The sequence below is a fragment of the Streptomyces sp. NPDC028907 genome (assembly GCF_055564995.1).
In genome coordinates this window covers 18,598-44,386 of record NZ_JBVHVE010000011.1, presented here as the reverse complement: position 1 = coordinate 44,386, position 25,789 = coordinate 18,598, and the positions used below count along the sequence as shown (strand labels likewise).

Annotated in this window: 17 protein-coding genes and 1 pseudogene; 8 read left to right on the top strand and 10 right to left on the bottom strand. The window is 71.4% G+C overall.

The window, feature by feature from the left end:
* Positions 1-48 precede the first annotated feature (48 nt).
* Complete coding sequence (locus ACZ4UU_RS30275; protein ID WP_471906560.1) at positions 49-2,493, top strand: SpoIIE family protein phosphatase; 2,445 nt, start codon at positions 49-51, stop codon at positions 2,491-2,493.
* A 32-nt stretch (positions 2,494-2,525) separates the two neighbouring features.
* Here the strand turns inward: ACZ4UU_RS30275 and ACZ4UU_RS30270 are convergent.
* From ACZ4UU_RS30270 to ACZ4UU_RS30250, 5 genes and pseudogenes are all read right to left on the bottom strand, one after another.
* A pseudogene (locus tag ACZ4UU_RS30270) lies at positions 2,526-3,524 on the bottom strand (tyrosine-protein kinase family protein); the annotation flags it as partial.
* Positions 3,521-6,361, bottom strand: coding sequence for a TIR-like protein FxsC (locus ACZ4UU_RS30265; RefSeq protein ID WP_471906559.1), 2,841 nt, complete (start codon positions 6,359-6,361; stop codon positions 3,521-3,523). The pseudogene ACZ4UU_RS30270 and the gene ACZ4UU_RS30265, both read right to left, overlap by 4 nt.
* Complete coding sequence (locus tag ACZ4UU_RS30260; RefSeq protein ID WP_471906558.1) at positions 6,354-7,289, bottom strand: AAA family ATPase; 936 nt, start codon at positions 7,287-7,289, stop codon at positions 6,354-6,356. The genes ACZ4UU_RS30265 and ACZ4UU_RS30260 overlap by 8 nt, the downstream gene beginning before the upstream one ends.
* Positions 7,286-9,358: a vWA-MoxR associated conflict system protein gene (locus ACZ4UU_RS30255; RefSeq protein ID WP_471906557.1), complete on the bottom strand. Its 2,073-nt coding sequence runs from the start codon at positions 9,356-9,358 to the stop codon at positions 7,286-7,288. The genes ACZ4UU_RS30260 and ACZ4UU_RS30255 overlap by 4 nt, the downstream gene beginning before the upstream one ends.
* Complete coding sequence (locus tag ACZ4UU_RS30250; protein WP_471906556.1) at positions 9,355-10,308, bottom strand: alpha/beta fold hydrolase; 954 nt, start codon at positions 10,306-10,308, stop codon at positions 9,355-9,357. The genes ACZ4UU_RS30255 and ACZ4UU_RS30250 overlap by 4 nt, the downstream gene beginning before the upstream one ends.
* A gap of 235 nt (positions 10,309-10,543) precedes the next feature.
* Between ACZ4UU_RS30250 and ACZ4UU_RS30245 the strand changes: the two genes are divergently transcribed.
* The 4 genes from ACZ4UU_RS30245 to narI are packed head-to-tail and all read left to right on the top strand — an operon-like array spanning position 10,544 to position 17,116.
* On the top strand, positions 10,544-14,176 hold the full coding sequence (locus tag ACZ4UU_RS30245) for a nitrate reductase subunit alpha (protein WP_471906555.1): 3,633 nt from the start codon (positions 10,544-10,546) through the stop codon (positions 14,174-14,176).
* Entirely contained in the window at positions 14,176-15,774 is a 1,599-nt protein-coding gene (narH, locus tag ACZ4UU_RS30240) for a nitrate reductase subunit beta (protein ID WP_471906554.1), read from the top strand. The genes ACZ4UU_RS30245 and narH overlap by 1 nt, the downstream gene beginning before the upstream one ends.
* Positions 15,771-16,394, top strand: coding sequence for a nitrate reductase molybdenum cofactor assembly chaperone (gene narJ, locus ACZ4UU_RS30235; protein ID WP_471906553.1), 624 nt, complete (start codon positions 15,771-15,773; stop codon positions 16,392-16,394). Before narH ends, narJ begins: the two co-directional genes overlap by 4 nt.
* Complete coding sequence (gene narI / locus ACZ4UU_RS30230) at positions 16,391-17,116, top strand: respiratory nitrate reductase subunit gamma (RefSeq protein WP_471906552.1); 726 nt, start codon at positions 16,391-16,393, stop codon at positions 17,114-17,116. Before narJ ends, narI begins: the two co-directional genes overlap by 4 nt.
* A gap of 9 nt (positions 17,117-17,125) precedes the next feature.
* Here narI and ACZ4UU_RS30225 read toward each other — a convergent pair whose 3' ends face one another.
* Both ACZ4UU_RS30225 and ACZ4UU_RS30220 read right to left on the bottom strand, forming a co-directional pair.
* Positions 17,126-17,458: a hypothetical protein gene (locus ACZ4UU_RS30225; RefSeq protein WP_471906551.1), complete on the bottom strand. Its 333-nt coding sequence runs from the start codon at positions 17,456-17,458 to the stop codon at positions 17,126-17,128.
* The gene (locus ACZ4UU_RS30220) at positions 17,448-19,340 is read right to left on the bottom strand and encodes a polymorphic toxin-type HINT domain-containing protein (RefSeq protein WP_471906550.1); all 1,893 of its coding nucleotides are present in this window, start codon (positions 19,338-19,340) and stop codon (positions 17,448-17,450) included. The genes ACZ4UU_RS30225 and ACZ4UU_RS30220 overlap by 11 nt, the downstream gene beginning before the upstream one ends.
* Before the next feature lie 480 nt (positions 19,341-19,820).
* Between ACZ4UU_RS30220 and ACZ4UU_RS30215 the strand changes: the two genes are divergently transcribed.
* From ACZ4UU_RS30215 to ACZ4UU_RS30205, 3 genes are all read left to right on the top strand, one after another.
* Positions 19,821-21,212 (top strand): family 2B encapsulin nanocompartment shell protein, encoded by a 1,392-nt coding sequence (locus ACZ4UU_RS30215; protein ID WP_471906549.1) that lies wholly within the window; start codon positions 19,821-19,823, stop codon positions 21,210-21,212.
* On the top strand, positions 21,199-22,527 hold the full coding sequence (locus tag ACZ4UU_RS30210; protein WP_471906548.1) for a SufS family cysteine desulfurase: 1,329 nt from the start codon (positions 21,199-21,201) through the stop codon (positions 22,525-22,527). The genes ACZ4UU_RS30215 and ACZ4UU_RS30210 overlap by 14 nt, the downstream gene beginning before the upstream one ends.
* A gap of 164 nt (positions 22,528-22,691) precedes the next feature.
* Positions 22,692-22,868, top strand: a complete 177-nt coding sequence (locus ACZ4UU_RS30205; RefSeq protein ID WP_471906547.1) for a hypothetical protein — start codon at positions 22,692-22,694, stop codon at positions 22,866-22,868.
* Positions 22,869-22,967: 99 nt separating this feature from the next.
* Here ACZ4UU_RS30205 and ACZ4UU_RS30200 read toward each other — a convergent pair whose 3' ends face one another.
* From ACZ4UU_RS30200 to ACZ4UU_RS30190, 3 genes are all read right to left on the bottom strand, one after another.
* Positions 22,968-23,681 (bottom strand): VOC family protein, encoded by a 714-nt coding sequence (locus ACZ4UU_RS30200; protein WP_471906546.1) that lies wholly within the window; start codon positions 23,679-23,681, stop codon positions 22,968-22,970.
* A 161-nt stretch (positions 23,682-23,842) separates the two neighbouring features.
* Positions 23,843-24,781: a 3-carboxyethylcatechol 2,3-dioxygenase gene (locus tag ACZ4UU_RS30195; protein WP_471906545.1), complete on the bottom strand. Its 939-nt coding sequence runs from the start codon at positions 24,779-24,781 to the stop codon at positions 23,843-23,845.
* 11 nt (positions 24,782-24,792) lie between these two features.
* Positions 24,793-25,776 carry a zinc-binding dehydrogenase gene (locus ACZ4UU_RS30190; protein ID WP_471906544.1) on the bottom strand — a complete coding sequence of 328 codons (984 nt, stop codon included), beginning with the start codon at positions 25,774-25,776 and terminating at the stop codon, positions 24,793-24,795.
* Between the last annotated feature and the right edge of the window lie 13 nt (positions 25,777-25,789).

Below are 25,789 nucleotides of genomic sequence, written 5' to 3'. Positions count from 1 at the left end.
CAGGGCGCCGCACGACGAGCCCCGCGCACGGCGCGAGATGGGTTGGCGATGCACGACACATCCCCGACGTCACTCAGCGAGAGCCCGGAGGATCCGTTCTCGATCCTCCGCTCCGCGTCGGCCGTGCTGGACGGCAGCGGCCGGATCGTCGCGTGGAGCGAACAGGCCACCGCACTGCTCGGACACCGGGCCGAGGAGGTGCTGGGCCGGCCGGTGCGCGAGGTCCTGGTCGACAGCGAGGACCGGGACTCGATCGCCGAGGCGACGGCATCCTGCCTGCGGGAGGGCGGATGGTTCGGGCTGCTGCCGGTCCTGCACGGCGCGGGCCACCGCGTGTACGTGGGGTTCCGGGCCCGGCGGGTGCAACGGCTGGACTCCACCGTCGAGTGGCTCCTCGTCGGCTCGCTCGCCGAGGACATCGCCCAGTGGGAGATCGACCGGGCCGTGCTCGACGGCCTGTTCCGGCGGTCCCCGGTCGGTGTCGTGGTGCTCGGCCCGGACCTGCGCATCCTGCGGGTGAACCAGGCCGTCGCGCGGTTCGGCGGACTGCCGCCCGAGGCGTACCGTGGCCGGCGCGCCCCCGAGTTCCTGTTCGGACCGGACGCGGCTCTGGCGGAGGCGAAGCTCCGGTCGGTTCTCGAGACGGGCCGGCCCGTGATCTTCGCCGAGCAGCAGAGCCGGCTGCTGCACGACCCGCACCGGGAACTGGTCATCTCCATCTCCGCGTTCCGTATGCAGGACCCCTCCGGCAGGGTCCTGGGCGTCACCGAGATCGTCGAGGACGTCACCGACCGCCATCGGGCCCGTCGGCGCCTCGCGCTGCTCAACGAGGCGGGCGCACGGATCGGCAGCACCCTGGACGTGGCCCGGACGGCGCGCGAGCTGGCCGAGGCGGCGGTTCCCGCGCTCGCCGACGCCCTCTCGGTCGACCTGCTGGAACCCGTGCCGCGCGGGGAGGAGCCGGCCCCCGACGCCAGGGGCCCGTTGCGCAGGATGGCCGTGCGCAGCGTCCTGCCCGCGGCGCTGGAGGTGATGCATCCCGAGGGCCATCTGTTCTTCTTCCCCGACGAGACCGCCCCGGCCCGCTGCCTGGCCGAGCGGCGTCCGGTCCTCGATCCCCTTCTGGAGGACACCCACGGATGGTTCGTCGCCGAACCGCAACGGGCCGAAGCCGCGCGTGCCATAGGCGTCCACTCCCTGATGGTGGTGCCGCTGGCCGCCCGCGGCCTGGTCCTCGGCCTGGTCTGTCTGTGGCGCTCGCAGCGACAGGAGCCGTTCGAGGAGGACGACCTCACGCTGGCGGAGGAGTTCGCCGCCAGGGCCGCGGTCTGCATCGACAACGCCCGCCGCTACACCCAGCAGCACAACGCCGCGGAGGCCCTGCAGCGCAGTCTGCTGCCGAGCGAGGTGCCCGAGCACCCCGCGGTCGAGACGGCGCACCGCTATCTGCCCGCGCACGCCTCCACCGGCGTCGGCGGCGACTGGTTCGACGTCATCCCGCTGTCGGGCCTGCGGGTCGCCCTGGTCGTCGGCGACGTCGTCGGCCACGGCATGCACGCCTCGGCGACCATGGGCCGGCTGCGCGCCGCCGTGCGCACCCTGGCCCATCTCGACCTGGCCCCGGACGAGGTCCTCGCCCGGCTCGACGACCTGGTGGAGCAGTTGGCCACCGAGCAGCGGCAGACGGATGCGAACACCCCTCAGATCGTGGGCGCCACCTGCCTGTACGCCATCTACGACCCGGTCTCCCGGCACTGCGCCATGGCGCGCGCGGGCCATCCGCCGCCGACCGTGCTGGGCCCGGACGGCGAGGTCCGCCTCATCGACCTCCCCGCCGGGCCGCCGCTCGGCGTGGGCGGGCTGCCGTTCGAGACGGCCGAGCTGGAACTGGCCGAGGGCAGCCTGATCGCCCTGTACAGCGACGGCCTCCTCGTGGCCGGCCAGCGCGACATCGACCAGGGCCTGGCCCTGCTGCGCTCCACTCTGGCCGGCCCCTTCCACTCGCTGGAGGACACCTGCAAGGCGGTGGAGGACGCGATGCTGCCGGACCGGCCCGCCGACGATGTCACGCTGCTGCTCGGCCGGACCCGGGTGCTGGCGGCGCAGAACGTGGCCACCTGGCAGCTCCCGGCCGAACCCACCGCGGCCGGCCGGGCCCGCACGCTGGTCCGCGACCGGCTGGCCGAGTGGGGGCTGGAGGAGTTGTCCTTCACCACCGAACTGATCGTGAGCGAACTGGTCACCAACGCCTACCGGTACGCGGGCGGCCCGGTCCAGCTCCGCCTGATCCGCGACGGCCAACTCATCTGCGAGGTCGCCGACACCAGCAGCACCTCCCCGCATCTGCGCCAGGCCCGCGGCACGGACGAGGGCGGCCGCGGCCTCTTCCTGGTGGCCCAGCTCTCCGAACGCTGGGGCACGCGCTACGGCCGCAACCGGAAGACCATCTGGGCCGAGCAACCGCTGTCGGCCCAGAAGCAGCCGGGTGTCTGACCCCTCGTGCCTGCGTGCCGACCCGCTCAATACGGACGAGGTGTGCTGAAGGCGTCGCGGCACCGCTGCCGCACCGCTGCCGGGACCGGGGGCAGGGCCGTCACCTCGCCCTCCGAGATGACGGCGGTGAGCCGCTCGTAGGCGGACAGGAGTGAGCCGGCGGTGCCGCGCTCGTCGCCGAAGACGGCGAGCGTCTCCTCGTACGCGTAGAAGGGGCGGTACGGAATCTCGACGCGAGCCCAGTATTCCGCCGCCTCCTCGGCACTCAGCCGCGCGGGCATCCCGTCGAACGCCGCCCTGGCCAGTGCCCTCCCGGCGTCGGTCCGCTCCTTGTCTCCCTCGTCGATGCGCATCGGCACGGGCAGCACGCGGATTCCTCGCTCCCTGCCCTCCCGCGTGACGCCGCGGGCGACGGCCGCGGCGCCTTCCAGGGACTGGCGGGTGAGTGTGAAGCAGTCCACAAGGACGTCGGGCATCTGGGCCGTGCAGATCTCCGCGCTGTCGGAGAACCCGGTGCGACTGTCGATCAGCACGTAGTCGTACGTCGCCTTCATGTCGTCGCGCAGCGCGTCGAGGAACACGTCACCACCCAGACGCTCGTAGAAGTTGTCCCATTCGAACGCGCTCACCGACGCGATGTAGGAGCGGTCCGGGCGGCCCGAGGAGAGGAGGTCCAGAGATCCGCCGTCCAGGAACCGCGCGCCCAGTTGTTCCGGGGCGACGGACAGGGCGTGGGGCTCGACGCGGGCGTAGGTGAGGTGCCATGAACCGGAGCGCGTGGATCCGGTGGCTGCCCAGGCGTACTCCTGGAGGATGTCGATGACGCCCGGAGTGGCGGCCAGCCCGTCCGGATCGACGAAGGGGTGGAAGTAGTGATGCAGGCCGGGCGCTTCCAGGTCCCAGTCGACGACGAGGACGCGCTTGCCGTTGGCGGCGAGGATCCACGCCGTGTTCGCCAGGGCCATCGTGCGCCCGGTGCCCCCCTTGTACGAGTAGAAGGTGACGACTCGTCCGCCCCGGCCGCCCCTCATGACTCGCCTCCCATACGGAACCTGGTGACCCGCGGACCGGGTGGCGGATGAGCCTCCGCGTGTTTGAGGAACAGCCGGTTGGTGTGCGCGACCACGGCCGGAAGCACGTCGGTGAACGCCTGCAGCGTGGGCACGCCATTCACGGCGCCCCGGACGTCGGAGCGTCGCCCCCGTTCGATGACGGACGGCAGCACGCGTTCCAGTTCGTCGGCGAACCGTCGCCCTTCGTCGCCCATGTTCTGCAGATCGGAACGGCTCCAGGGGACCATCACGCTGGTCCAGGGCCGGGCCCGTGTGTCGAACTCGGCGAGTCTGCGCCGCACCTCGTCGTCGGTGAGCGCCCAGCGGTCGATCAGCACGATGGTGGGAACGGCCGACGCCGGGTCGTCGTCCGCGTCCGCCCCGTCGCCGAAGGACGAGACCGTGACGTGGTAGTCCAGCGACTGGATGAGGTCCACGGCGACGTCCGCGAGCGGGCGTACCGACTCCCCGTGGTACGGGTTCCAGTCCCGCTCCTCGGCACCGTACGGCCGTACGTCACGGTGATCGGGAGTCGTGTCCCGGGTCAGGGCCGCCACCCGCAGCCGGAACCGCCGGGGTCCTTCGCCCCGCGGCCGGAACGCGCTCGGGGTGGTCTCGAAGGGCCGCGGCCGGGCCGCGGGCGGCGCCGACTCACGCGCGACCTGCACGATGCGCCGTGCCAGCCGGAAGACGACCTCGTCGTACTCGTCGCGGAGCCGACGGAGTTTGATCAGCCCGTAGATCCCGAACTCCTGGTAGCGGTCGCCCAACTCCTCCTCGTCGTGCAGGACTTGGGTGTCCCGCACGGACACCGGCAGTTCGTGGTGGCCGAATTGGGCCCACCGCACGGGGACGATGGCCGGTCCCTGAGCGGGGCCGAGGCTCCTCGCCCGCACTTGCCGCTCGTTGAACGCGTACCACTCCTTTCCGCAGCTCTCGCTCACGAAGTAGCGGGGCGAGAGGAGCGGCACCAGCACCCGGCAGCGCGCGAGGTTCTCGCTCAGCGCCTCCGGCCAGCCCGCCCCGGAGCGCAGCGCACGGTCCATGAAGCCGGGAGCGACACCGGCGGGGAGGTCGACGAGCTGCACGAGGGTCTGGCACAGGTCCTGGAAGAAGCGGTGCACCCAGAGATCGGGGTCCCCGCTGTCCGGCCCCCAGGACGGTGTGTGGGCGTAGCTGAGGAAGAAGTAGGGCCGATGGTCGGCCGGCTGTCCGAAGTCCCCAGTTTCCACGACCCGTTCCTGTTCGGTCAGGGACGGCCGGAGCCGTGTCGGCGATGGCCGGCCTGCCCCGGACTCGTCCGCCGGCAGTCCCAGCAGCTCCAGTGTCCGGCGTCGCGCGTGGACGAACGCCCTCTGTTCGGCAGGGTGCTCCGCGTGGCCCTGCGGGTCGTACGCTATCGCAGGCAGCCCGCCGGACCAGCCCGTTCGGTGCACGGCGCGGTTCATCCGGCGCACCTCGTGCACGGTCAGTTCCCCCTCCAGCCGCTGCCGTACCTCGGGCGGTACGACCAGTTCGACCGGCCCGTTCCGTTCCGCGTCGATCCGGAAGAGCCCGCTGGTGAGCAGTTCCGCGACGTCGGCCACGGTGGCCTGCGGCACCAACTCCTGCCGGAACAGATGGAGCAGGCCCATGCTCAGTCGTTCGAACGGGGAGCACAGGACGGCCAGCCGCACCGCCGCGGGTGTGGCCGTACGGAGAAAGCCGTCGGCGGTGACGGTGCCCCCGTGTCCCCTCGGCCGCCCCTGGAAGCGTCCTTCGCGCGGCACCAGCACGGCCGCGCACCCCTCCGGGTCGGCCCGCATCAGGGTGCGCGACCAACGGTCGAGGGAGTGCGGGGAGGTGGACAGCACGGGAAGCGGCAGCCACGCTCCGGGTTCCGCCGCCGAGTCGTCGTCCGGCAGCAGCAGTGGCGCCTCGAAGGGAAGGTGCAGGTTGTCCGCGCCGGGCGTGCCGGGCTGCACTCGGACCGACGGCAGGTCGAGGGCCGTTCTCCGCCACAGCTTCGGGGGAAGCGGATTGAGCAGCGCGACCGGTGTGGTCGCGGACCAGTCGCGGATCCGTCGCCATACCGCCGGTTCCCGCCAGCCCGCGGCGGCGCAGTCGGACACGACGACCACCAGCCGGCGAGCGTCGGGGGAGCGCAGTTCTCCGGGTCCGGTCAGTCTGCCGAGTCCGTCACGGAGTTCGGGGCCGTGGGGCCCGAAGCCGAGTTCTCGTACCTGAAGGGTACGGAAGGCGCCCAGGCGGTCCAGGACGGCGGTGAGGTCGGAGATCACCTCCCGCCACACTCGCATGGCCGGTGAGCGGTCCACCACCAGGACCAGACCGAACCATCGCTCGGGGGCCGGACGGAACACGGGGATGAGTTCCCCGCTGCGGGCGTAGCCCTCCACAGTGGCTTCGATGTCGAGGGTGGAGCGCCGGCCTCTGGGCCAAGGGCGCTTCCAGGGCCGAAGGGCGCGGGTCACCGGCTGTGCCAGGGGCAGCCCGGCACCCCGCGAGGCGGCCACCGCGACGCCGCCGAGTCGTGCGCTCGCTCCTTCGAGCCGTTCGTGCAGGGCCCGCTCCGGCTCCGGGGCGGGGGCCCGTCCCGCTGGTTCGGGCCGTACGGTCTTCGGGTCGTCGGACGGCGCCGTCCGGGGTGGCTCGGGCCCGGCCTGCTCGGGCCGCTCCGTCTGCGGCCGCCCCGTCCGTGCCGCCAGCCAGAGGGCCTCCGCCAGTGCGACACCGTCCAGGTCCCCCGCGACGGCGCTCACTGCCCGGACCACCCGGCCCAGCGGGTCGGGTTCCCGGTCCGTGCCCTGGTCAGGCACGGGACAGCTCGCGCAGCACCAGGTCCACGAGCTCCTGCTCGTCCCGGTGAGCGAGTGCGGAGCCGCCCGTCAACAGGTGCACGGCGTTCAGGAGTTGATCGACGGCGAGGCTCTCCCCCCGGGCGAGGCGGTCCATGAACTCCCCCACGATCCGGTCGACCACCGGCGCCTGCTCGCTGTCCGGTCCGAGTCGCAGATGGGCCTCGACCACCGCGCGCAGCGACTCGACGGTCGGCTTCGGCATGGTGAAGCGGACGCAGCGGCGCAGGAAGGCCGCCGGGAAGTCACGCTCACCGTTGCTGGTCATCAGGATGAACGGAAACTGGTCGCACTGCACCCGTCCCCGTTCGACGGGGGCGCGGGTCTCGCTGTCCCACTCGCGCACCAACACCACGTCCTGGTTGTAGCGCCCCAGTTCGGGGATCTCGTACTCGCCTCTCTCCAGCACGTCCAGCAGGTCGCTCGGCAGGTCGAGGTCGCTCTTGTCGATCTCGTCGATCAGCAGGGCTCGGGGCCGGCCGGACGGCAGCAGGGCGGTGCCCAGGGGCCCGAGCTGGAGGAACGGGGCGATGTCGTCGCCGCCATCCGGTCCGGCCAGCCGCTGGGCGTGGATGCGTCCGAGGGCGTCGTAGCGGTAGAGCGCCTCGGTGAGGGTGCTGCGCGAGGTGATGTGCCAGCGCAGGGGGTCACCGAGTTTGAGTTCGGCCGCGACCTGCTCGATCACCGTGGACTTTCCGGAGCCCGCGGGGCCTGTGACCAGGAGCGGGCGGCGCAGCGCCAACGCCGCGTTCACGGCGGTCGTCAGACCGGGCGGGGGCTGGAACTGCCGGTGCAGGTTCTGCCGGGGGAAGCTGCGCCAAGGCGGCGGGTCGCCGATCTCCACGTCACGCGGGATGCCGTCCCCGACGTAGTAGGGCTGCCAGTTCATTCGGACTTCTCCCCCTCGGTGACGAACTGCTCGAACCAGTCGCAGAAGTCGAGCCACTCGGTGTCGTGCCAGATGCTCCGCCAGAGCGCGAGATGGGCGTGGCCGTCGGCTCTCTTCCGCGTCCTGCGCACCCAGCTGCGGCGGTAGGCCTCGCTCAACTCGGCGGGCAGCAGATGCCAGAACCGGTCGAGGCTGTTGCGGCAGGCGTCGGGCATGCGGCCGTCGGCGCCGGGCCAGAACACTATCGGCGCGTGCGCCAGCAGCAACTGCAGCACCTGGTCGATCCGTTGCGGGCGTTGGCGCAGCCCGACGGCCTGGGTGTACTCGCCTCGCTCCAGCCGGGCCTTGAGGTCCTCCGCGCTCGCGGTCTCGTTTCGGCCGAGCCAGTCCACCGGGGCGTGGGCGGATCCGCGCCCCATCATGTCCGTGAGTCTCTCCCGGGCGCGCTCGTTGATCCACCACAGGTGGTCGGGCGGGCACATCCGTTCGCTCCAGCGCAGGACGACGTCGTACCGGTGGCCGAGGCGCTCGCCGAAGTTGGTCTCCTCGGGTCTCCAGCGCAGGAACAGCCCGGCGGAGGCGACGACCTCGACCCGTCGCATCTCCCCGATGGTTCTGCTCTTCGTACGGGCCCATTTGAGCGCCTCCACCAACCCCTGTTCGACGCCCCGTTGATCCGGTGTGCAGCCGAAATCGGACTGCTCCTGGACGTCCGAGCCATCGAGGAGGAACGCCTGGAGGGTCTCGGGCCACTCGTCGGCGAGTGCCGCGTGCAGGCTCACGATCAGTCTCAGCCGGGTGCGGGAGTCACGTCGGCGCAGGGTCTCGAAGGCGTCGTCGAGTTCGACCTTGGCGTGCAGGGCGTGCCGCCAGGCCGTGAAGGCCGGTGTCCCTTCGGCCAGTTGGTCCTCGACGGCGAGGGCGGCGACGAAGACCGCGAGGCGTGCCGTGGGAGTCTCCCCCTGTCGCTGGGCGCGGAACCGGAGGTATTCGACCGCGTCCCGCAGCAGGGCGGTCCCGGAGGTGTCGGGCAGCGGCTCTCCGCCCCGGCCCACGGCCACCCGGAGGGCCTGTCGCAGACGTTCGGTGGTCAAGGGTCCACCGGGCCAGGAGTTGAGCAGTTCGACGGTCCGCAGCACGTCGCGCAGACCGTCGACGACGTCGAGTGCCTCGCGCCTCGAAGGGCCTCCGGGTACGGCGTGCCCGCTGAGCGAGCCGTGCAGCCGGTCCAGCACGTCGACACCGGTGACGGACGAGGGCAGCAGCGCGGATCCGCCCAGCGGGGCCAGAGCGCTCTCCAGTTCCTCCAGGGCGAGCGGGCCGAGCACCGACCCGGCGCGGACCAGGTGGCTCGCGTTGCGGGCGAGCCAGCAGGGTTCGCCGAACCGGGCACCGTCGTAGTGCACCAGGCGCGCGTCCTGGCCGGACGTGGCCTCCCGGACGGCGTCGAGGACGACCTCCGGGGACAGGAACTCCCCGGCGCCGGCCACCCCTTGTTCGAGCAGCCGGACGACGCTCCGTGAGAAGGCCAGCCCATGCGCCTCCTGGGCGGCGCCCACCGCCACCAGGAGGGACAGCCGGGTCGCTCCCTCGCGCTCTCCGCCGTCCACCGCACTGAGGTCGGGCACCGCTCCGCCCGCGTGGCAGGTGTCGACGACGGCGACGAGTCCGGGGAGCCCGGGGGCCTCCAGCGCGCGTCCCAGTACTTCCGCGAGGTTGACGGCGGAACCGGGTTCTCCCGCGCGTGAATCACCAGCCATCAGATACAGGTGGGGCACTCCGCCGGAGGTGATGCCGTGGCCGATGAACGCGACCACGAGCAGGGCTCCGCTCTCCGCCGCCCGTCTGGCCGCGTCCCTGATCGCCCGCTCGATGTCGCCCTGGCCGACGGAAGTGCCGTACAGGAGGGCCGCGTCGGCCACCGGGCTGGGCACGCACGCTCCCCTCCACTCGTCGGTGAGGACGTCCCGCATGCTTCTGGCCACGTCGTCGAGGTCGTCGAAGAGTCCCGACTCGGTGTTCTGAGGGGCGATGACCAGCGCGTGGCGGAGCGGGGCCGGCCCGGTCATGACGGCCCACCCGTTTCGAGGGCCTCCATGACGGGGCCGGCGGTACCCGGATGTGCCAGGTACTTCAGCGCGGGATGCACCCAGGCTCCGTCCGAGTCGACCCGTCTGCTGTCGGGCGGTACACCGTGGGCATTGGGTGCGACGAAGTCCTCCAGTTCCGGCCGGCCGACCACCAGGTCGTCGCGGTCCCACAGGTTGACCCAGCTCATGACCTGGTCCGGGACGCGCGGGGGCTGGGGGCGCATCCGCAGGCCCACCGTCGCGCGCAGGCCGATGGGCGAGCCGAGGGTGACGAGCAGCGGGATCCGGCCGGGGTAGGTGGAGAGGACCTCCAGCGCGACGACGGTGCCCAGTGAGTGCGCCACGACGACGGTGGGTGTCTCGGGGTCCAGTGCCTCCAGGACACGGCGGCGGACCCGCTCGTCCAGGGTGTGCCCCGTCGCGTCCGTCTCGCCGCGCGCCAAATAGCGTGTCACCTGGGCGAGTTGCCCGACCATCAGGCGCCCGCTCGCCCACTGGCCGATCTTGCGCAGCCCGGGGAAGGCCAGGAGCGTGTTGGCCGCGCCGAGGGTCTGCCGGGCGATGGAGCCGATGCCCTGCGCGGGCCCCTGCGGTGCGAGCTGCGCCCGCGCGTGACGCAGTACGTCGAGGTCGCGGGCCCCCGCTCCCGCCGCCTCCCGCTCGTCGAGCGCCTCGCTCAGCAGCGCCCGTACGTCGGCCGCCTCCCGGTCCTTCGGCGCCGCCGCCCCCTGCACCTGGGGCACCGCGAACAGGTCGCCGTAGTACGCGAAGCGCGCGTCCGCCGACGCGCCCCGGAGCAGGCCCGGGACCCTTCGGAAGTGCCCCGCTTCCGCCGCCCCCTTGGCCAACGCTCCCATCCAGCCGTCGAGTTCGGCGGCGGTATCCCGTGGGCCACCGATGCCGTGCACGAACACCAGACGCGGCTTCATGTTCCCCCCGCTTGAAGCTGAGCTCGCCCCAGCGTATCCAGCCGCCACGGCCGCGGACGGGAGATCTGCGTTTCTCGCCCATCTGGCCGAATTTGCAAGGCGTCATCGCAAAAGGAAAGAAAAATAAATTCTAGATACACCCAACTGGCCGGAATGAGATCCGTCCGAAAGGCCCCGGAGGAGCACCCTGACCCTTGCCGGTCGACAGGGACGCGCTCGAGAGGAGTCCGACGGCATGGGACGTGGCAGGGCAGGGCGGGAATGGGTCGTCTCCGACGCTGCCGAGCGGTTGCGTGCGGCGGGGCAGTTGTTCAGCAAGGCTCCGACCACGCCGGACGGCCGGGCGGTCCTCCGCCTCGATCAGCAGGTCAACGACCAGCAGTACCGGGAGCGTTGGGCGCACGACAAGGTGGTTCGCTCGACCCATGGAGTGAACTGCACGGGGTCGTGTTCATGGCAGGTGTACGTCAAGGACGGTCTGATCACCTGGGAGACACAGGCGACCGACTACCCCTCGGCGGGCCCTGACCGCCCCGACTACGAACCGCGGGGCTGTCCGCGCGGCGCCTCGTTCTCCTGGTACACGTACTCGCCGACGCGGGTGCGCTATCCGCACGCGCGCGGCGTGCTCGTGGAAATGTTCCGCGAAGCAAAGCGTCGTGCGCACGGTGATCCGGTGGCGGCGTGGGCGGAGATCACCGGCGACCCGGAGAAGCGGCGCCGCTATCAGTCGGCGCGCGGCAAGGGCGGCCTGGTGCGTATCGGCTGGGACGAGGCGCTGGAGATCGCGGCGGCCGCGCAGGTGCACACGCTGCGGGAGTACGGGCCGGACCGGATCGCCGGTTTCTCCCCGATCCCGGCGATGTCGATGGCCTCGCACGCGGTCGGCGCCCGCTTCCACGCCCTGATCGGCGCCCCGATGCTGTCGTTCTACGACTGGTACGCGGATCTGCCGATCGCCTCGCCGCAGGTGTTCGGCGACCAGACGGACGTGCCGGAGTCGGGCGACTGGTGGGACGCGGCGTATCTGATGCTGTGGGGCTCCAATGTCCCCGTCACCCGCACGCCGGACGCGCACTGGATGGCCGAGGCCCGGTACCGGGGTCAGAAGGTCGTGGTGGTGTCGCCCGACTACGCGGACGCCACCAAGTTCGCCGACGAGTGGCTGCATCCGCATCCGGGCACCGACGGGGCGCTCGCCATGGCGATGGGCCATGTGATCCTGCGCGAGTGCTTCGTCGAGCGGCGGGTGCCGTACTTCGCGGACTACGTCAAGCGGTTCACCGATCTGCCGTTCCTCGTCGGCCTGGACGAGCGGGCGGGGAACACGTACACCGCCGGGGCGTTCGTGACGGCCCGGGATCTGGATCTGGCCCGGGACGCCGAGGCGGCGGCGCGGCGCTGGATGCCGGTGTTCTACGACACCGTGTCCGGCGGGCCGGTGGTGCCGAACGGCACATTGGGCGACCGCTGGGGCAAGGCGAGCGAGGGCCGGTGGAACCTGGACCTCGGCGACGCCGAGCCGCTGCTCAGCTGCCACGGCCGCCCTGGTGCGACGCGGGCCGAGGTGGTGCTGCCCCGCTTCGACGAGGACGGCGCGACCGTACGGCGCACGGTGCCGGCCCTGTGGCTCGGCGACCGTCTGGTCACCACCGTGTTCGACCTGATGCTGGCTCAGTACGGGGTCGGGCGTGCCAGGCTCGGGGATGCGCGGCCGGTGTCGTACGAGGACGCGTCCGTGCCGTGCACTCCGGCCTGGCAGGAGGCGATCACCTCGGTGCCGGCGGGCGCGGTGGTGCGGGCGGCACGCGAGTTCGCACGGACCGCCGAGCAGACCCGGGGCCGCTGCATGATCGTGATGGGCGCGGGCACCAACCACTGGTTCCACTCCGACACGATCTACCGCTCCTTCCTGTCGCTGCTGCTGCTCACCGGCTGTCAGGGCGTCAACGGCGGCGGCTGGGCCCACTACGTGGGGCAGGAGAAGGTGCGGCCCTACGCCGGCTGGCAGCAGCTGGCCACGGCCTCCGACTGGGTCCGCCCGTCGCGGCAGATGGCGGGCACGCCGTACTGGTATCTGCACACCGACCAGTGGCGCTACGAGAAGTCCACCGCCGACGCCCTGACCGCGCCGACCGCACCAGGCGCGCTGGCCGGCCTGCACACGGCCGACCTCGTGGCCCGCTCCGCCCGGCAGGGGTGGATGCCGTCGTGCCCCACCTTCGGCGCCAACCCGCTGGAGCTCGGTCGGCGGGTACACGAGGAGGGCGCCGATCCGGAGCGCTGGGTGGCCCGTGAGCGGGAGGCGGGTCGGCTCTCCTACGCCTGCGAGGACCCCGACGACCCGGCCAACTGGCCACGGGTGCTCACCGTGTGGCGGGCCAACCTGATCGGCTCCTCGGCCAAGGGCAACGAGTTCTTCCTGCGGCACCTGCTGGGCGCCTCCGACAACGCCACCGCCGACGAGGCCCCGCCCGAGCTCAGGCCCCGGGACGTGACCTGGCGGGACGAGGCGCCCCGCGGCAAGCTCGACCTGCTGCTCGCGTTGGACTTCCGGATGACGTCCACGACTCTCTTCGCCGACCTGGTGCTGCCCGCGGCGACCTGGTACGAGAAGCACGACCTGTCCAGCACGGACATGCACCCCTTCGTGCACGCCTTCTCCCCGGCGATCAGTCCGCCCTGGCAGGCCCGGACGGACTTCGAGATCTTCCACGGGCTGGCCGCCGAGGTCGGCCGCCTCGCCAAGGGCCGTCTCGGCGTGGCGTACGACCTGGTGGCGACCGCGCTCCAGCACGACACGCCCGGCGAGGCGCCGCCCGACGGCCCGACCGGCCCCCGACTCACCCTCGTGGAACGGGACTACACGGCCCTCGGCGCACAGATGGCCGCGCTCGGCCCGCTCGTCGAGGAGCAGGGCATCACCGTCAAGGGCGTGACCGTGCGCCCCGGGCCGGAGACGGCCTGGCTGGCCGCCCGCTGCGGCACCGCGCCGCACGGCCGGCCGCTCCTCGACACGGACGTCAAGCTGTGCGAGGCGATCCTCGCCCTGTCCGGCACGACCAACGGCCGGCTCGCCGCGGAGGGCTTCGAACGGCTCGCCGAGCGCTGCGGCGCGGACACCGGTCTCGCGGAACTGGCCGCCTCGGTGGCCGAGCGACGGGTGGTGTTCTCCGACACGCAGGCCCGTCCGGTGCAGGTCGGGGCGAGTTTCGAATGGTCGGGCAAGGAGGGGCCCGAGCGGCGCTACGCCCCGTTCACGATCAACACCGAGCACTTCAAGCCCTGGCACACGTTGACCGGACGCCAGCACTTCTACCTCGACCACCCCTGGATCGCCGAGTACGGCGAACAACTCCCGGTCTACCGGCCTCCGTTGAACCTCACGACAGACGTGAAGGAGGACGGCCGCTCGGTCACCGTCCGCTATCTCACCCCGCACTCGAAGTGGTCCATCCACTCCGAGTACCAGGAGAACCTGCTGATGCAGACCCTGGCTCGCGGCGGCCCCGTCATCTGGCTTGGCGTGGCCGACGCCGAGGCGATCGGGGTGTCCGACAACGACTGGGTCGAGGCGCAGAACGTCAACGGCGTCGTCGTGGCCCGCGCGGTCGTCTCGCACCGGATGCCGCAGGGCACGGTGTTCATGTACCACGTGCAGGAACGGCTGGTGAACGTCCCCCGGTCCGAGGCCACCGGCCGGCGTGGCGGCGTGCACAACGCCCTCACCCGGCTCCTGATCAAGCCGACCCATCTCATCGGCGGCCACGCCCAGTTGTCGTTCGCCCCCAACTACTACGGCCCGACCGGCAACCAGCGCGACGCGGTCACCGTCATCCGCCGCCGCTCCCAGGAGGTCGACTACTGATGCCCCATGTGATGGCGCAGGTGGCGATGGTGATGAACCTCGACAAGTGCATCGGCTGCCATACCTGTTCGGTCACCTGCAAGCAGACCTGGACCAACCGGTCGGGCACCGAGTACGTCTGGTTCAACAACGTCGAGACCCGCCCCGGCCAGGGCTACCCCCGCACCTACGAGGACCAGGACCGGTGGCGCGGCGGCTGGCAGCTCAAGCGCGGGCGGCTGGTGCCGCGCAGTGGTGGCCGGGCGCGGCGCCTGGCCCGGCTGTTCGCCAACCCCGACCTGCCCTCGCTCGACGACTACTACGAGCCGTGGACGTACGACTACGAGAACCTGATCGGCGCGCCGCTCGGCGACGACGTCCCCACGGCCCCGCCGCGCTCCCTGGTCGACGGCCGGCCCACCCAGGTGACCTGGGGTCCCAACTGGGACGACGACCTGGGCGGCGGGCCCGAGCACCTCGCGGGCGACCCGGTGTTGAAGCAGATGAGCGAGCGGGTGCGGCTGGAGTACGAGCAGGCGTTCATGTTCTATCTGCCGCGCATCTGCGAGCACTGCCTCAACCCGTCGTGTGTCGCGGTGTGTCCGTCCGGGGCGATGTACAAGCGGATCGAGGACGGCATCGTCCTGGTCGACCAGGACCGCTGCCGCGGCTGGCGGATGTGCGTGAGCGGATGCCCGTACAAGAAGGTGTACTTCAACCACGCGTCCGGCAAGGCGGAGAAGTGCACGATGTGCTACCCGCGCATCGAGGCCGGGCAGCCCACCGTCTGCTCCGAGACCTGCGTGGGCCGGCTGCGCTATCTCGGTGTCGTCCTCTACGACGCCGACAAGGTGGGCGAGGCCGCCGCGACGGCCGACGAACAGGATCTGTACGAGGCGCAGTTGGGCTGCTTCCTCGACCCCGAGGATCCGGCCGTGCGGCGGGCCGCGGAGGACTCCGGCATCCCGCACGACTGGATCACCGCGGCCCGGCGCTCCCCCGTGCACGCGCTGATCAGCCGTTACAAGGTGGCCCTGCCGCTGCACCCGGAGTACCGGACGATGCCCATGGTCTGGTACGTGCCGCCGCTGTCGCCGGTCGTGGAGTCGCTGACCGCCACCGGGCACGACGGGGAGGATCCCGCGAAGCTGTTCGCGGCGATCGACTCCCTGCGCATTCCGCTGGAGTACCTCGCCGGGCTGTTCACGGCGGGGGACGTGCCCCCGGTGGAGGCGGCGCTGTGCCGTCTGGCGGCGATGCGCTCGCACATGCGGCGCGTGAACCTCGGTGAGGAGCGGGACCCGGCCATCGCCCGCGCGGTCGGCATGGACACGGAGGGCATCGAGGCCATGTACCGGCTGCTCGCCCTCGCCAAGTACGACGAGCGCTACGTCATCCCCACCACGTACGCCGCCGGCGTCTCCGCCGACACCCTCGCCGAGGGATGCAGTCTCGACGGACACGGCGGGCCGGGCATGTACGCGCCGGACACCTTCCACACGCCGCCCGCCCCCCAACCCGAGCGGGCCTCGCCGCGCGGCCGCGTCAACCTCCTGAACTGGGACGGGCGGGGACGCCCCGACGGGCTCTTCCCGCGCGGAGAGGGGAACCGGACGTGAGCACCGCACTGACCCACCAGGCGGCCTCGCTGCTGCTGCTCCACCCCGGCGCGGACTGGTCCCGGCGGCTGCGTCTGGTCACGGACGCCCTGGACGGAGTTCCCCGTGCGCAGGCCGAGCCGCTGTCCCGGTTCCGTACGGCCGTCGCAGGCGTTCCCGCGCTGGAGCTGTCGGCCCGCTACGTCACCACCTTCGACCGCAGCGCCCGGCGCACCCTGCATCTGACCTACTACACGGACGGAGACACCCGCCGCCGCGGCCGGTCCCTGCTGGCCTGGCGTGAGCTGTACCGCGCGCACGGCTGGCAGCCGCCCGCCGACGAGCTGCCCGACTTCCTGCCGCTCGCCCTGGAGTTCGCCGCCCGCTGCCCCGAACCCGGCCGCAAGGCCCTCCAGGACCATCGCGCGGCACTGGAACTGCTCCGTCTCGCCCTGCACGAACACCGCAGCCCCTACGCCGACGTCCTCGAAGCGATCTGCCGCACCCTGCCCGGCGCCTCTCCCGCCGACCGCGCCGCCGCACTGCGGCTGGCCCGTTCCGGCCCGCCCGCCGAGACCGTGGGACTGCTGCCCTTCCCCGGCCGCCCCACGACCCCCTACGCGGAGGAGCTCTCCCGGTGAACCATCTGCACCACGCCCTGTGGGGCGTCCTGCCGTACGTCGTGCTCACCGTCCTGGTCGCGGGCACCGCCTGGCGCTACCGCTACGACCGGTTCGGGTTCACCACGCGCTCCAGCCAGCTGCACGAACACCGGCTGCTGCGGATCGGCGGCCCGTTGTTCCACTACGGGCTGCTCTTCGTGGCGGCGGGGCACGTCATCGGGCTGCTCGTACCCGAGTCGCTGACCGAGCGCGTCCACGTGCACGAGTGGCTGTACCACGCCAACGCCCTCCTCGTCGGCGGCACCGCGGGCCTCGCCGCCGTGGCCGGGCTGGCGATCCTGCTGTACCGGCGGCTGCGGGTGCCGGCGGTCCGGGCCGCGACCAGCCGCAGCGACCGCGCGGTCTACCCCCTGCTCGTGTGCGTGCTCCTGGCGGGGCTCACCGCCACGGCCACCACGCTGCGGCCGCATCCCTACGACTATCGGCTCGGCGTCTCGGTGTGGTTCCGCTCCCTGTTCACCCTGGACCCGAACGTCCCCGCCATGGCCCACGCCCCGCTCGCGTACCAGGTCCACGCCCTGCTCGGGATGGCCCTGTTCGCGCTGTGGCCGTTCAGCCGTCTCGTCCACGCGTTCACCGCGCCGTTCGGCTATCTGACCCGTCCCTACGTCTTCTACCGCTCACGCGGCGCCGCGCCGCCCGGGATGTCCGGGGGCGCGGCGCGTGGTCGGTACCGGTAGGAGCGGGGGTCACCGGGGTGCCGTGCGGTCTCCCTCGGTCGTGTTCGCGAGCCAGCAGACGCCGCCCGCCGGTATCCAGGCGACCCGGTCGAGCGCGGCCACGGCCCGGGCCAGGACGGTGTCGGTGTCACCGGCCCAGGGTTCGAAGCCGGTGTCGCCGATCTCGCCGACGTCCATCAGGCCGTCCTTCACCAGATCGCCGAGCAGCCGGACCGCAAGGGAGCGGAAGTCGGTGCCCGACCGCTCGCTCTCCTCGCGCGCGAGTCCGACCAGCCGGTCGACCGGCACCCAGTCGTCGAGTCCCTCCACGAGGAGCTCGCGGACGATGGCCTCACTGTCCATCGGGCAGATGCACCTTCATTCCCTTGCCGGTGACGGGGAAGATGTCGATCGTCTCGCCGCCGGACCGGGACGACGTGCGCCACTGGATGACGGTGCCGTCCGGAAGTTCGTAGACCTCCGGGATCTTCGGTCCGCGGGCCGGCAGCCGCTCGGCGCCCGCGGTCCACTTCTCGAAGGCCCGGCGCATGTCCGCGATGCTCGACATCTCCCTGACGTGTGACTGCTTCCCCTTCGGAAGGCGGTCGAACTCGGACTTCCATACGCCGCACCCGTTCGCGTTGTGCACCAGGACGGGCGTGCCGCCTGCCAGCACGAAGAAGGTGTGGAGGTCGCCGACCGTGAGGTTGTGGACGGTGCGGTCCTGGGCCGTCCAGGCCTTGACGGCGCTGACCTGGACGCGGGTGCCCGCACTGGTGCGCAGCCAGGCGCCCGGCTCCAGCTGCCCGGCCGTGGCCCACGCCTCGATGTCGTCGATCCAGAACGGGTGTCCCTCGGTCGCGGTGACGGTGGCGGTGCCGTCGTCGGTGCGTACGGTGACGTCGACGAGGTCCTTCTGTCCCTGGCCGGTGATCAGGGCGGTGACGGGCTCGGGCCGGGTGCCGCCGGTGTCCGGATCGCCCGCGAGGACCCGGTCGCCCACCCTCACCCGCTCGATGGGCAGCGTCGAGCCGTCCGCCATCAGCACCGCGGTGCCGGTGGCGAAGCTGTTGCAGCTGACGACCTCTTCGCCCTTACGGGACTTCCTGACGTCGTCGGCGCTCAGCAGCCGGTCGCCGACCCGCAGCCAGCGCAGGACCGACAGGCCGCCGAGGACCCGCTCCTTGGTGCCGAGCTTCTGCCCGGTGACCACGTCCTTGCCGACCATGGCCTCGACGACGCCCTTGCCGTCACCGACGCCCGGCAGCAGGTCCAGCAGCAGTGACATCCGGCGCTGCTGGGCGGCGTCGTCGAGCAGCGAGGAGCCGCTGCCCCACGCGTCCCCGAGGCCGGAGAAGTCGAAGTCGAGACCCGACATGTCGCGGAGCTTCTCCGCGCCCTTCTTGATGCCGGGGACGTGCTTGTTGGCCTCCTTGACGCCCTTGTTGGCCTGGGCGATGCCGGCGTTCATCTCCTTCATGCCCTTGTTGGCCTTGGAGATGCCCTTGTTGGCCTGGGCCAGTCCCTTGTTGACCTCGGCGACGCCCGCGTTCATCTCCCGCAGACCGCGGTCCATCTGCGCGAAGCCCTCGTTCATCTGGTCGAACGCGGCGTTGAGCTCGGCGAGGTCCTTCTCGAAGTCGAAGATCGGCTTCGCGTCGGGGTACTTCGGGGGCGTGTAGTCCGGGAAGTAGTCGCCGAGTGCGACGGTCAGGATGGTGAGCGCGAGCAGCGAGTCGTTCTGGTCGCCGAGCAGGTCGTCCGCCCTGGCCAGGTCGGTCCCCAGCTTGTCGAGGTGGGGCCTGGCACTCTTGAAGGTCCGGACGGCCTGCTCCAGGAGCTTCACCTGCCGGGCGGGGTCGGGGGTGGAGTTGGGATCCACCAACTCCAGTGGTCTGAGGTCGTGCAGTGCCTTGAGGTTCTTGTCGAGCTCCTTGAAGCTCGCGCCGTGATCCCTCATGGCGTCCTGCGAGATGAACAGGAAGACGCCGACCCCGGCACCGAGTTTGACGGCCTTCCCGGCGAACTCCTTCAGGCACCGGGGCCGTTGGAGCAACGGCAGACGGTCGCAGTTCGCGTACTGCGACACCTTCCGCACGATCTCCGCCAGCCGCTCCACTCGACTCTGCTCGGCGGCAGTGGCCGTGGCGGCGGCGGACCGGTCGGCCGATCCCACACCCGTGGTGAACAGGATCGCCAGTGCGACGACGAGCGTCGCCATTCTTGCTGTGAACTTGTTGTACATGCATTCCTTGACCGGCCCGTGTCGGTGTCCACCGACGGTCCGGCCTTCGTTCCCCGTGACAGATCGACTGTCTTGTTACTGGCGCGTAGCCATTGGTCGGATGCACCTTAACTCATGCCATGTCAAGTAATTGCGGATTCATATAAGTACGCCCCGAACCGACGCTGCATAAGCACTTCTTTAAGCTCCTAAAAGGAGCAATACGGGGCCAAATCAAGTCGTCCATGGGCGACGAACCGAGTCACGGGCCCGCTCACCGCCACCGCGCCCGTCGCATCGTCAGTCGCCGCCCGCCCTTGGGAGCACCGCCCTGCGACGCGGACCGGGCAGCACGCACGAGCTCCCCCGAGCGGAGCGTTTTCGGCCCGTGCCCTGCCGAGCGGTGGCCCATGCGTCTTGTGAGGCCACGTCGCCAGGCGCACGATCGGCCTCGCTCCTGCGGAAGTCCGCTCCCGGAACAGTCCACTTGAGGAGGCACCCATGACGACCGACCGCATCAGCCTCGGCCCCGAGGCCGCTCGGCAGCTCGCGACGACCACGAAGACGACCCCGCAGATGCGCGGAATCACCCCGCGCTATCTGCTGCGCGCCCTGCCGTGGGTCGATGTCGAATCCGGTGTGTACCGAGTCAACCGGCGCCGCACCTACGTCCTCGGCGACGACCGCATCAGCAGCCACAGCGACGGCGGAAGTCCCCGAGTCGTTCAGGGCGACTTACGCGAGATCCCGTATCTGCGCGAGTCCGACGACGCACTCCTGTCCCAACTCGCCGACGCCTTCACCGAGATGAGCTTCGAGGCCGGGCAGGTGCTGGTCCAGGAGGGCGACCCCGCCGAGCACCTGTGGGTGATCGTCCGGGGTCGCGCCGAGAAGCGCGCGGCCGGGCGGTACGGCGACGAGGCGCTGATCCAGGTCGTCGGCGACGGACAGTATTTCGACCTGGCGGCGTGGACCCGGGACGAGCCCATGCCGTACGCCGTCAAGGCCGTCACTCCCGGTGTCGCCCTGCGCGCCGAGCGTTCCGCGCTGGCCCGTCTCACGGAGCGCGACGAGGCGCTGCGCGGCGCGGTGGAGTCGTACACCGCGGGCGGGACGCCCGCACCCGGCACCGAGGCACCCATCGACCTGAGCGGCGGTCATACGGGTGAGGTCGACCTGCCGAGCACCTACGTCGACTACGAGGACGCGCCGCGCGAGTACCACATGACGCTCGCCCAGACGCGGATGATGGTGCACTCCCGCGTCGCCGACCTCTACAACGGGCCGATGGACCAGACGCGGACCCAGGCCAACCTGACGGTCCAGGCCCTGCGCGAGCGCCAGGAGAACCTGATGCTCAACCACCCCGACTTCGGCCTGCTCCACAACGTCCCGGCAGGTCAACGCGCGCAGGCCCGGACCGGCGCCCCCACCCCGGACGACCTGGACGAGCTGCTCGCGAGGGTGTGGAAGCAGCCCGCCTACTTCGTGGCGCACCCGCGGGCCATCGCCGCGTTCGGCCGGGAGTGTACGCGGCGGGGTGTGCCGCCGGTGACGGACAGCCGGTTCGGCAGCCCGCTGCTGACCTGGCGAGGAGTGCCGCTCCTGCCGTCCGACAAGGTGCCGTGCCCGAACGGCTCGGGCGAGGCCGCCGACACGACGGAGATCCTGCTGATACGGACCGGTGAGGCCGAGCAGGGCGTCGTGGGACTGCGCCCGGCCGCCGTGCCGGACGAGATCGAACCCGGTCTGTCCATGCGGAACATGGGCATGGACCAGAAGGGCATCACGTCCTACCTGATGACGGCCTACTTCAACACCGCCGTGCTGGTGGACGACGCAATCGCCGTACTCCAGAACGTCGAGGTGGCCAAGTACCATGACTACGCCTGACGTCACGGCCCGGTCGACGGGCCCCGTCATCCCGGCGCAGCCCGTGCCGGGCATCGATTCCCCCACGGACTCCGCCGTCGCTCTCCCGCGCCAACCGGCCGCGTTCACCGCGGAGTTCGTCCGCCACGACTTCCCGATCCTGCACCGGACCGTCAACGGCCACCCGCTCGTCTGGCTCGACAACGCGGCCACCACCCAGAAGCCCCGCCAGGTCATCGAGGCGCTGGCCGCGTACTACGGCGCGGCCAACTCCAACATCCACCGCGGGGCGCACACCATGGCCCGCGAGGCCACCGAGGCCTACGAGGCCGGCCGGGCCGCGGTCGCCGACTTCCTGGGCGCGCCGAATCCGGCCAGCATCGTCTTCGTGCGCGGCACCACGGAGGCGGTCAACCTGGTCGCGCAGAGCTGGGGCCGGGCCAACCTCGGGCCCGGGGACGACATCCTCGTCCCCGTCCTCGAACACCACTCGGACATCGTCCCGTGGCAGATGATCGCCAAGGAGACCCGGGCCCGGGTCGTGCCCGTCCCACTGACACCCGAAGGGGAGATCGACCAGCACGCATACGCCGATCTGCTCTCCTCCCGCACCCAACTCGTCGCGATCAGCCACGCGTCGAACGTCCTCGGCACCGTCCCGCCGGTCAAGGAGATGACGGCACTGGCCCACCGATACGGTGCCAAGGTCCTGGTGGACGGCGCTCAGGCCGTCGCTCATTTCCCCGTCGACGTACAGGACTTGGACGCCGACTTCTACGCGTTCTCCGGCCACAAACTGTTCGCGCCGACCGGCATCGGCGCCCTGTACGTGAGGCCGGATCTCCTCCCGGGTCTGGCACCGTGGCAGGGCGGCGGCAACATGATCGAGTCCGTGGCCTTCGGCCACACCACGTTCGCACCCGCCCCGCACCGGATGGAGGCCGGCACCGGTCACATCTCCGGAGTCATCGGCCTGCTCGCCGCCCTGAACTGGCTGACGTCCCTGAACCGGGAGGCCGTCGCCACCTACGAGGAAGGACTCATGGCCTACGCGCTCCAGGCCCTCGCCACGGTCCCCGGCCTGGACCTGATCGGCTCGGCGCCCGACCGCATCGCCGTCCTCACCTTCACCCTCGCCGGGCAGGACCCCGCCACCGTCGCCGACTGGCTCGACCACGACGGCATCGCCGTCCGCGCGGGCCACCACTGCGCCCAACCAGCGCTCGCCCACTACGGACTGGCCTCGGCGGCACGCGCCTCGCTGGCCCTCTACAACACCTCCGACGAAGTGGACCAGCTGGTCGCGTCCTTGCGCAGACTGCAACAGAGCACCTGAAGACGGGAGGAGCCCGCGGGGTCCGCACGACCGGAACGGGCCGTGCGGACCGCCGCGGGTTTCTGAACGGGGCGAGCGGGGACTCGGCAGTGGTACCTCATGTGGGCGAGAGCAGTCGCACGAGCCGAACCATGGGCACCGGATCAGAAGGAAGATGAAACGCCATGACTACGCAGGTCAGGAAGGCGAGCACCGTACGTCGACCCGAGACGGGGTGGGCGAGGGCCCGCCGGCTGCGTGGACGCGAGATCCAGACCTGCATACGTGCCATGGCGGTGGACGGGGACGGCGTTCAGTCGAGGGGCGGGCCCGACGACAACATCGTCCGGGGAAGCGACTGAACTGCTGGGGCATCAGCGACACGGACGGCGAGAACGAGGTCGATCAGTTCAGGATGCCGCGCCCTCACAGCCTCGTGCTCCTACCTCAGGCCGCATTCCTCAACGACGCCTGAGCACGCGGAACTCGTTGCCGTCGGGGTCGGCCAGCAGCACCGCGCCGTCCCGTCCTTGAGCTGAGTCGAGGCGCTTCGCCCCGAGGGAGAGGAGTCGCTCGACCTCTGTCTGCTGATCGTCGTCCGGCGCGAGCTCGAAGTGCAGGTCCTTGCCGGGATCCGGCATCAGCGGCGGACCGCCCCACGTGATCTTCGTACCGCCGTGCGGCGACTGGATCGCGGTCTCCTCGTCCTGGTCCCAGACCAGGGGCCAGCCCAGCGCCCGGCTCCAGAAGTACCCCACGGACTGGGAACCGTCGCAGGCGAGTGCTCCGATGAAGCCGCAGCCGGAGAGGAAGTTGTTCCCCGACTCGATGACACAGAACTCGTTGCCCTCGGGGTCGGCGAGCACCACATGGGAGGCGTCCGGTCCCTGGCCGACGTCGGCGTGCCGCGCGCCGAGGTCGAGCGCCCTGGCCACGGTCTCCTGCTGGTCCTTCGGGGAGGAGCTGGTCAGGTCGAAGTGCAGCCGGTTCTGGTCGACTTTCCGCGCCTGGGAGGTACGGAAGGCGAGGCGGTAGCCGGCGTCGTTCCCGGACAGCAGGGTGACGCCGTCGTCGGAATCCCCGGCCTTCTCCAGGCCCAGGACACCTGACCAGAACTGCGCCAGATGCTCCGGGTGGTGCGCGTCGAAGGAGATTGCGAAGAGTCGGCTGCTCATTGCGCCACGCATCCTCGGTCCGTTGAGTGCCGGCGGTCGGCAGGGCGCCGTGTCAGCGCCTCGAACGAGGATCCTATGGGTGGGTCGACCTCGGTCGCAGCCGAGTATTTCCGGGGCTCCCGTAAGGCTTCGCAGGTTCACCTGCCGGCTCGCCGCGCCGGTCACCTCCTGCGCGCCGTCGCCACGGCGAACCCGGCGATCCACGCGGGGATCGGCTCGTAGAAGCGGGACGTCATCGCGTACGGGCCGGTGGCGGCGAGGGAGGCGAACGCGGCGATCCAGCTGCGGACCTCGTGCGCGGAGCCGCCGCCCTCCTGAGCCATCCCGGCCACGGTCCAGGAGTCGAACTCGGCCAGCTCGCCCTTCTCCAGGTGGTCGAGGAGACGGTTGTCCCAGGCGGGGTTGACGGGGGTCATGGCGGTCGATCCGGCGGCGTAGTCGCGGCCCGCCCGGACGACCCGCTGCTCTGCCTTCGCGCGCTGCTCCGGGGTCGGGGGGCGGCCCTCGACGAGAGCGTCGGCGACCCGGGGCGGCGCGCCGTCGAGCACGGGTACGGGCGGGTCGTGCGAGAGGCCTCCGGAGGCGAGGAACAGTACGCGCCGGTCGAGGGCGGCGGCGGCCTCCCCGACCGCCGTGCCGAGCGCCCGGATGCGGCTGACCGGGCCCAGCGGGGTGGCGACGCCGTTGACGAAGACGGGGACGACGGGGACGCGGTCGATGCCGCCGAAGAGCACTTCGAGGGGCTGCGCGAAGCCGTGGTCTACGGTCATCCGGGCCGAGACGGTGAGGTCGACGCCGCGGTCGAGGACGCCCTGCGCGAGGGCTTTGGCGGCGTCGGTGTCGACCGACAGCGGGCCGGCCTGCGAGCCGAAGTCGCCCACCGCGTGTGCCTCGGTGGCCAGGCAGAACGGTGGCATCTCCTTGTAGAAGAAGCCGTTGTAATGGTCGGGCGCGTACAGCACCACGAGCTCCGGGGCGAAGTCGCAGATGAATGCCTTCGCGGCGTCGACGGCCTTCTCGACCCGGGCCAGCACCTCGGCTTCGGGGTCGTTCCTGCCGATCAGCGGTGAGTGGGACAGCCCGACGGCGGCTGCGGTCATGGTGGTGCTCCTTAACTCCGGGGAGCCGGCGGGTGGATGACGAGCTTGCCGGTGAGGCCGCCGTCGATCATGAGCTGGAAGCCCTGGTGGATGTCGGTGAGGGGAAGCACGCGGTCGATCACGGGGCGGGCGCCGGTCGCGTCGAGCATGCGCAGCATCGCGACCAGTTCGGCGCGGGTGCAGCCGGTGGAGCCGAGGATGCGCTGCTGGAGGTAGAAGATCCGGCCCAGGTCGGCGGGCGGGTTGGTGCCGCTGGTGGCGCCGGCGATCACGAGTGTGCCGCCGGGGCGCAGGGACTTCAGGGAGTGCGACCAGGTCGCCTCGCCGACGGTCTCGACGACGACGTCGACGCGTTCCGGCAGCCGCTCACCGGTGGGCAGCGCGGCCCGCGCGCCCCAGGAGAGGGCCTCGGCGCGCTTGGACTCGCTGCGGCTGGTGGCGTAGACGACGGCGCCCGCGGCCACCGCGAGCAGGATCGCGGCGGAGGCGACACCGCCGCCCGCGCCCTGCACCAGCACCCGGTCGCCCGCGGTGATCCGGGCCTGCGTGAACAGCATGCGGTAGGCCGTCGTCCAGGCCACGGGCAGACAGGCGGCCTCCTCGAACGACAGCCACGCCGGTTTCGGGACCAGGTTGCGGGTCGGGACCGTGAGGTACTCGGCGAAGGCGCCGTCGTGCCGCTCGGACAGCAGCGCACGGTCCGGGTCCAGTGTCTCGTCGCCCCGGCCGGCGTCCGGGTCACCGAGCACCGGGTGGACGATCACCTCGTTGCCGTCCTCGTCGTACCCGGCCGCATCGCAGCCGAGGACGATCGGGAGGCGCTCCGGCGGATGACCGACGCCCCGCAGGGTCCACAGGTCGTGCATGTTGAGCGAGGAGGCCACGACACGGACCCGGGACCACCCGGGCCGCGGCCGGGGTTCCGGGACGTCGCGCAGCACCAGCCCCGACAGCGGGTCGGTGGCGCTCTGGGAGATGGCGGTTGCAGCTAGCACGTGTGCACGTTCG

What these genes read in the sequence shown, in the direction of transcription:
- ACZ4UU_RS30225 (WP_471906551.1), bottom strand. Translation starts at nt 17,458, where the DNA reads ATGGACAGTGAGGCCATCGTCCGCGAGCTCCTCGTGGAGGGACTCGAC.
- ACZ4UU_RS30220 (WP_471906550.1), bottom strand. Translation starts at nt 19,340, where the DNA reads ATGTACAACAAGTTCACAGCAAGAATGGCGACGCTCGTCGTCGCACTG.
- ACZ4UU_RS30195 (WP_471906545.1), bottom strand. Translation starts at nt 24,781, where the DNA reads ATGACCGCAGCCGCCGTCGGGCTGTCCCACTCACCGCTGATCGGCAGG.
- ACZ4UU_RS30260 (WP_471906558.1), bottom strand. Translation starts at nt 7,289, where the DNA reads ATGAACTGGCAGCCCTACTACGTCGGGGACGGCATCCCGCGTGACGTG.
- ACZ4UU_RS30205 (WP_471906547.1), top strand. Translation starts at nt 22,692, where the DNA reads ATGACTACGCAGGTCAGGAAGGCGAGCACCGTACGTCGACCCGAGACG.
- narH (WP_471906554.1), top strand. Translation starts at nt 14,176, where the DNA reads ATGCCCCATGTGATGGCGCAGGTGGCGATGGTGATGAACCTCGACAAG.
- ACZ4UU_RS30245 (WP_471906555.1), top strand. Translation starts at nt 10,544, where the DNA reads ATGGGACGTGGCAGGGCAGGGCGGGAATGGGTCGTCTCCGACGCTGCC.
- ACZ4UU_RS30210 (WP_471906548.1), top strand. Translation starts at nt 21,199, where the DNA reads ATGACTACGCCTGACGTCACGGCCCGGTCGACGGGCCCCGTCATCCCG.
- ACZ4UU_RS30275 (WP_471906560.1), top strand. Translation starts at nt 49, where the DNA reads ATGCACGACACATCCCCGACGTCACTCAGCGAGAGCCCGGAGGATCCG.
- ACZ4UU_RS30250 (WP_471906556.1), bottom strand. Translation starts at nt 10,308, where the DNA reads ATGAAGCCGCGTCTGGTGTTCGTGCACGGCATCGGTGGCCCACGGGAT.
- ACZ4UU_RS30215 (WP_471906549.1), top strand. Translation starts at nt 19,821, where the DNA reads ATGACGACCGACCGCATCAGCCTCGGCCCCGAGGCCGCTCGGCAGCTC.
- ACZ4UU_RS30255 (WP_471906557.1), bottom strand. Translation starts at nt 9,358, where the DNA reads ATGACCGGGCCGGCCCCGCTCCGCCACGCGCTGGTCATCGCCCCTCAG.
- ACZ4UU_RS30200 (WP_471906546.1), bottom strand. Translation starts at nt 23,681, where the DNA reads ATGAGCAGCCGACTCTTCGCAATCTCCTTCGACGCGCACCACCCGGAG.